The sequence below is a fragment of the Singulisphaera chitinilytica genome (assembly GCF_049331405.1).
In the GTDB taxonomy this organism is placed as follows: domain Bacteria; phylum Planctomycetota; class Planctomycetia; order Isosphaerales; family Isosphaeraceae; genus PoT.
Window position 1 is genome coordinate 24,049 of sequence record NZ_CP186278.1, and the last position, 6,000, is coordinate 30,048.

The following is a 6,000-nucleotide window of genomic DNA, read 5'->3' on the forward strand; positions in this document are numbered from 1 at the left end:
CAGCATGGCAATAATGTTCTGAAGAGTCAAAAGAGCGACAGAGGATATCCCCACTGCACAAGGATCCTGAGAGTAGCCTGATAGACAAAACAGACGGATAGACGCAGCATCACAGTCCAGAAAAGTCATTCCACAATGATAGGACTCAAACAAATCTTCCAATCCAACCAGGAGTCAAATCCCGGATCAGGCAATGGAAGAAGTCCCAATCTCGATATATTGGAAAATCGGAACCAGATATGACAGATTGGCCGAATCCTCGAGAATGGATCCTATGCTATATTAGGAAGTGCTCGGCTCGGGAGGGTGCACCGACATTACACGCTCGGGGCATGCGATCCCATGCCCTCACGATCACGCCACGCCATCGATCGCCCGCCGTGAGGGCGGGATGGGACGAAGGCCACATCCAGAGCCGACACACGCGACCATAGCTGACCACACGCACGGGATGCACACCATGACGAGCAACGACGAACGAGACGTGCAGATGACCCGCCGCGGCCTGGTGGGGGGCATGCTGGCCCTGGGCCTGCCGATCCTCCCCGCCAAGGCCGATCGGCCCGAGGCCGGGCCCTCGTCCGCGACATGGGGACGCAGCTGGGCGGCTTGCCCGTGTTCGCCACCGAGGTTTGGACCGATGACCAGTGGGGCGAGCTCGCAGAGAAGCCGGCCGACGCCAAGCGGCTCGAGGGGGTCGGCTGGATCCGCATTCGCGACGTGCCCCGCTTGGAGTCGCTCGCGGACGATCCCATCCCTCAGCCGACGCCCCTATCCGAGGAGGTCGTTCGAGGCCCTTCGCCCCCATCGTCATCCGCGAATGGAGGCCGGGCGACCCCGAGCACTGCCGACTTTGCCCAGGATGCAACGCGACTGGGCCAAACGCAAAGGGCGTCATGACTTGCGTTCGGCACGCCGGATAAAATTTACACTAGTGTGGTTGTGGACAGGCCATCTGGCTGGTAACAGTTCTATAGAGGCCGTCGCATTCGGTCATGGCAAGTCCAACAAATCGCTGATGAGCCAAACGGGCAAGCCCGGACTCGAGTGCGACGGGAAGCTTCCTATTCGACAGCGGAGAGAAGTCATGACGAGCACCGAATCAAGAGAACAAGACATGCAGTTCCGGCCGATCGATCCTCTCTTCAGCGTGGACGCCCTGGCCAAGCTGCTGGTGACCACCCGACGTTCGATCGACCGGATGCGTTCCTCGGGCAGGCTGCCCGAGCCCGACCTGTACGTCGGCAAGATGCCGCGATGGCGGGCCTCGACGATCGATCGGTGGATCGGCGAACAGCGAGGTGTGAAGCAGTCCATCGAGTGAGCTGAGGAGTCTAGGGGCCACAAGCATCGGGAGGAGCACACGCGATGAACGAGCAATCCATGACGACGGTGGAGAAGAAGGAGTTCCTGACTCAGGCCGAGGCCGCGGACCTCCGTCGTCTCGAAGACGTGATGGATCGGACGAAGAAGGCCTGGCTCGATTTCGGCGAGGCCATCGCCGTGGTCCGAGACAGGCGGCTCTACCGGGCCACTCATTCGACCTTCGAGGCCTACTGCGAGGATCGATGGGGCATCTCTCGGATGCGGGCCTATCAGATGATCAGGGCCGTGTCCGTCGTCTCGGATTTGGAAGCAACCGCTAATTGCACGACGGGCGGCGTGCCCGCCCCGATGCCCACCAATGAGGTCCAAGCCCGGCCCCTCTCCAGCCTCGATGCCCCACGAAGGCGTGAGGCCTGGGACAAGGCCGTGGAGATCGCGGGTGGCTCACAGCCCACGGAAAAACAAGTCCGCGAGGCCGTGCAGCAGATCAAGGCCCCCCCGCCAGCGATCCCGGCCCGCGATGAGCCGGCCGACGTCGCCCGGGGACGCGAGGACGGCATCATCCCCATCGATGCCGAGGTCACGATCGTCGAGGAGGAGGGCGAGGAGCCGACGGCAGGCGAGGGCTCGCAGGGTGATCGCGAGCTCACCGACGCCGAGTGGCTGGAGACGCTCCCGGCGAGGGCCAACCTCTCGAGCGAGGCCCGGCAGTGGTTCGACGCCGAGGCGATCGCGTACCGATTCGCCACGCCGCATCGCCGGCAGTATCGCGAGGTGACGCGTCGGGCGATCGTCGCCGCCAAGCGGACCGGCAAGCACCTCGGGCCCTGGCTCACGATCCACGATCGCTACCTCCGCCAGGCCGATCCCAGCCGCTGGGCCGCCTGCAAGATGTGCCGAGGGACGGGCAAGATGGAGCTCGTCGGCAAGTGTGCGGCCTGCAAGGGCCATGCGTATCACGTCTCGGGGGTGGATGTGGTCCCGGGAGATGAGTGAGCATTCGTCCTGCCGTGCGAGGACACCCGGCGCGTATCCGGGGAGGGCATGGCCTGGGTTGGGGCTTTGATCCATGATCGCCACCGCAACAGAGATCTCCTACGCGCTCGTCGACCCGAAGTCCTTACGCGTCGAGCCCCCGTTCTCGACGCTGTTCCCGATCACGCCCGCGATCAAGGCGTCCATCGTCGGGTCGATGCGTGAGCATGGTTACGACCCTTCCAAACCGGTCAACGTCTGGAAGGGTCATAACCTCCTGATCGACGGCCACACCCGCCGCGAGGCCGCCATCGAGTGCGAGGCCGCGACGATCCCCGTCTGCTACCACGAGTTCGCCGACGAGGACGCAGCACTTGCTTATGCGATCGCCAACCAGCGTGATCGCCGGAATTTGACAGATGTAGATCTGCTGAGGTTAATCGAGGCCGTTGATTCAAGGGAGAAGCGAGGCGGAGATCGAGGTAATCAACACACTGGTGGCAAAACCTCAGGTGAGGCTTTGCCAGAAAAGTCCGCTCTACAGACCGCTCGCATCGTTGGAACATCACGATCAAAGGTCGAAAGGGCCCGCGTGATACTCGATGAGGCTAAGTCGAATCCCACCATCAAAGAGGAGATCCTCTCCGGAAAGAAGACGATCAATATGGGCTCGCGTCAGGTCCTCGCGGCCCGGGGCAAGACGCACGTCCGCAAGAAGTCTGTTTCCAGCGCGACGCAGGAATTTATGGAGGGCATGAGGTTGCAGCAGGGGCAGAAAAGAGCGGCCGCGGCTGCCGCCGAGGCTGCTGTATTAGAAGCCTTGGACGAGGTTCTGGCCGAGCCCGAGTTCGACGAAGAGGAGTGGCTCGTCTCGTTCCCTATCCGCAAGAAGGTCGTCAAGGCCCGCTTCGACGCAGACGCGTTGATCTATCGCGACGCCGAGCTGCTGCTGCGAGTGCTCAAATCCCGCGTGCACGCTCGCGTCGGCGTCAAGTCAGACTATGGGCAAACTTTAATGCACAAGGCGATCATCCGCCTCGCGCATGCCGCTCCGCCGAGTACCTGGTGCCTGTGCACCAAGTGCAACGGTTCGGGCTCCTACACCGGGTCGTCCCCGGGAAAGTCCTCTGCGGGCGGTGCAACGGCTGCGGCTACACGATCCCTGGCCTCTGATCTGGGAGAACATCGATGGTTCCCGGTCCCAAGCTCTATCAGCCATCCCCCCGCGGTCGCATTTACGACATGCTCGACGGGCTTGTCGAGCCCGAGCGGATGACGACGGTGACGAGGCCGAGCCTGCCCAGGCGACGGGCCCCCAAGCGGCGTAAATCCAGGGTCCAACCACTGCTCTCGATGACTGCGGTGGCGCGATTGCTGTGTTCCATGGACGGGTTTCCCAGGCCGGATGCTTCCGTCGGGGATAGCCCTCGCTGGAAGCCCTCCACGATCAAGAGGTGGATGAACAAGAAGGCCCCGAGGAGGTGACGACCGTCGGGACATGCATCGTCCAGATTCCACATCCCCGAGACCCACACCCCGAGGAACGATCATGACTGTCGTCGGCACGAATGAGGAGTGGCGGAATCAGCCCAGCCGGGCCATTGCCAAGCCTTGTGGGGCCAGTCATCCGTCCGCGATGCAGCTCCGCACGGAGGCGAGGCTATCCCCCGAGGAGGCCGCCGAGCTCGGACGCCTTGAAGTTCTGATCCGGAGTCGCCTCCAATCCAGCCTCGCGGCAGGCAACGCCTTCCTTGCGATCCGCAACGGGCGGCTTTATCGCGACACGCACTCGACCTTCGAGGATTACTGCGAGGCCCGATGGGGCCTGGGTCGCCAGCAGGTCAATCGGCGGATCCAGTGGGCCGAGGTCGTGTCCAGTTTGGGACCGTGCGGTCCCGAATCGGATGAGTCGGGTCAGGCGGTGTACTCCTTGGCTCGAACGAGTTCGCCAACGCGGACCGACCGCTCGCAACTGGTCGAGGCCGTTGTTCTCTTCTTGTTTATTGGGCGTACTACTTCTTCTCCTTTATTTCTCTTTTGGGATGAAATCATATCAACAGCATAAAAGCCAAATCCTCAGGATACCATTACTCTATCAATAGCAAGGGACATTGACTCAAAATAGACAGCAGCATGGATCCAATCTTTAACAATTCACAGAAACAGAATGAAGAAGCTCCACGGCAAACCCACTCAGACCTGAACACCATCAACCACGTGCACAGCCAAACGGAAGAACAAACGCTCAAGCAAGGAACGGCAAAGCCTCTCCAGCAGAGACGTGAGGACTACAAAGGCCACAAGACACAGCCCATTCATCACGAACAGCATGGCAATAATGTTCTGAAGAGTCAAAAGAGCGACAGAGGATATCCCCACTGCACAAGGATCCTGAGAGTAGCCTGATAGACAAAACAGACGGATAGACGCAGCATCACAGTCCAGAAAAGTCATTCCACAATGATAGGACTCAAACAAATCTTCCAATCCAACCAGGAGTCAAATCCCGGATCAGGCAATGGAAGAAGGCACGCCTTTCATCGCTCATCGCCATCGGCAGGCGGTCGCTGGAGAGAGTCCGTCGCGACATTCGGGCCCAATCTCAGGTGCTGGATTCGGGCTTCCCCAGGGCCGCCGGTGCCTGACCCATCTCGCCTTGAACAGGACTTCAACACCCAACGCCGAGCGGCGTCCCAGGCCTCGAGCCGGACCGCCGCTCCTCGAGGACGAACACCATGGACATCCAGCCGCCCGATACGCCCGTGTTCCGGGCCTTCAACGCCGAACTCGAGGCCCGAGGAGGCCGCGAAGCCCAGTTGGACCTGAACGTCCTCTGGGACGCAGCCGGGAGAGACCAAGGCCGATCGCCCAGCGAGTGGGCCGCCGAATGCAGCCGCAGGGGCCAATCCGTGACGATCGTCGAGGGGCCCAAGGGCGAGGCCCTATGCATCCGTCGCGACTTCTTCGAGTACGCGCAACACCTGGATCCCGCGATCGAGCTCTTCGCGATCGAGCTCATCGGGCAGAGGCTCCGCGAGAATCCAGGCGAGGCGATGCTCAAGCTCCCCACCCCCGTCATGGCGTTGGCCGCGGAGGCCGCCATCATCGGCGGGGACGGTGTCTCGCCCGGCGAGGCCAGGCATCGCATCATGGGCGACGTCGTCGCCGAGACCGCCGGATTGGGCCCTTGGGAGCAGGAGACTAAGGTCGCCGAGGTCCAGAGGGCCATGGCGGGTTCGGCCCCCGAGTTGATCCCGGATCGTGTCGAGGAGGAGGTCCCGACCAAGGCCGAGGACTTGGAGACGGCTCAAAGGCTGATCGGCGATGCCATGCCGCAGATCGCCACCTCCTTCCGCGAGGAGGCGGGCGACGATGACTCTCGCATCTTCCTCGGCATCATCATCCCGGTCGAATCCTTCGCAGGCCGCTGGGGCACCGTGGCCCTCCTGCTGGCCGGGAGGGACGAGTCGGACATACCCGAGCTTGGAATGACGGGCCTCATCGAGCTGGAGACGTGGGAGCGGATACTGAAAGCGTACGCCCCCGATCACCACGCCGCGACATCCGAGTCACTCCACGAGATGGCCCGGGAGCCGAACAGCTGGACCGTCCTCGTGATCCTCCCCCATCGGATGATGATGGCGAGCGTCCCCCGGCCCGAGTCCGCTCGAAATTAAGCGGACCACGGATTGACACCGA

At 62.1% G+C, this 6,000-nt stretch carries 5 protein-coding genes; all 5 read left to right on the forward strand.

The window, feature by feature from the left end:
- Positions 1-1,087 precede the first annotated feature (1,087 nt).
- A complete protein-coding gene (locus tag ACOYYX_RS40660) occupies positions 1,088-1,324 on the forward strand; it encodes a helix-turn-helix transcriptional regulator (protein WP_422932201.1) in 237 nt (78 codons plus the stop codon).
- Between the two features lie 44 nt (positions 1,325-1,368).
- Positions 1,369-2,322: a hypothetical protein gene (locus ACOYYX_RS40665; protein ID WP_422932202.1), complete on the forward strand. Its 954-nt coding sequence runs from the start codon at positions 1,369-1,371 to the stop codon at positions 2,320-2,322.
- Positions 2,323-2,395: 73 nt separating this feature from the next.
- Positions 2,396-3,577, forward strand: a complete 1,182-nt coding sequence (locus ACOYYX_RS40670; RefSeq protein WP_422932203.1) for a hypothetical protein — start codon at positions 2,396-2,398, stop codon at positions 3,575-3,577.
- Between the two features lie 273 nt (positions 3,578-3,850).
- Positions 3,851-4,366, forward strand: a complete 516-nt coding sequence (locus ACOYYX_RS40675) for a hypothetical protein (protein ID WP_422932204.1) — start codon at positions 3,851-3,853, stop codon at positions 4,364-4,366.
- A gap of 670 nt (positions 4,367-5,036) precedes the next feature.
- Positions 5,037-5,978, forward strand: a complete 942-nt coding sequence (locus ACOYYX_RS40680; RefSeq protein ID WP_422932205.1) for a hypothetical protein — start codon at positions 5,037-5,039, stop codon at positions 5,976-5,978.
- Positions 5,979-6,000 lie beyond the last annotated feature (22 nt).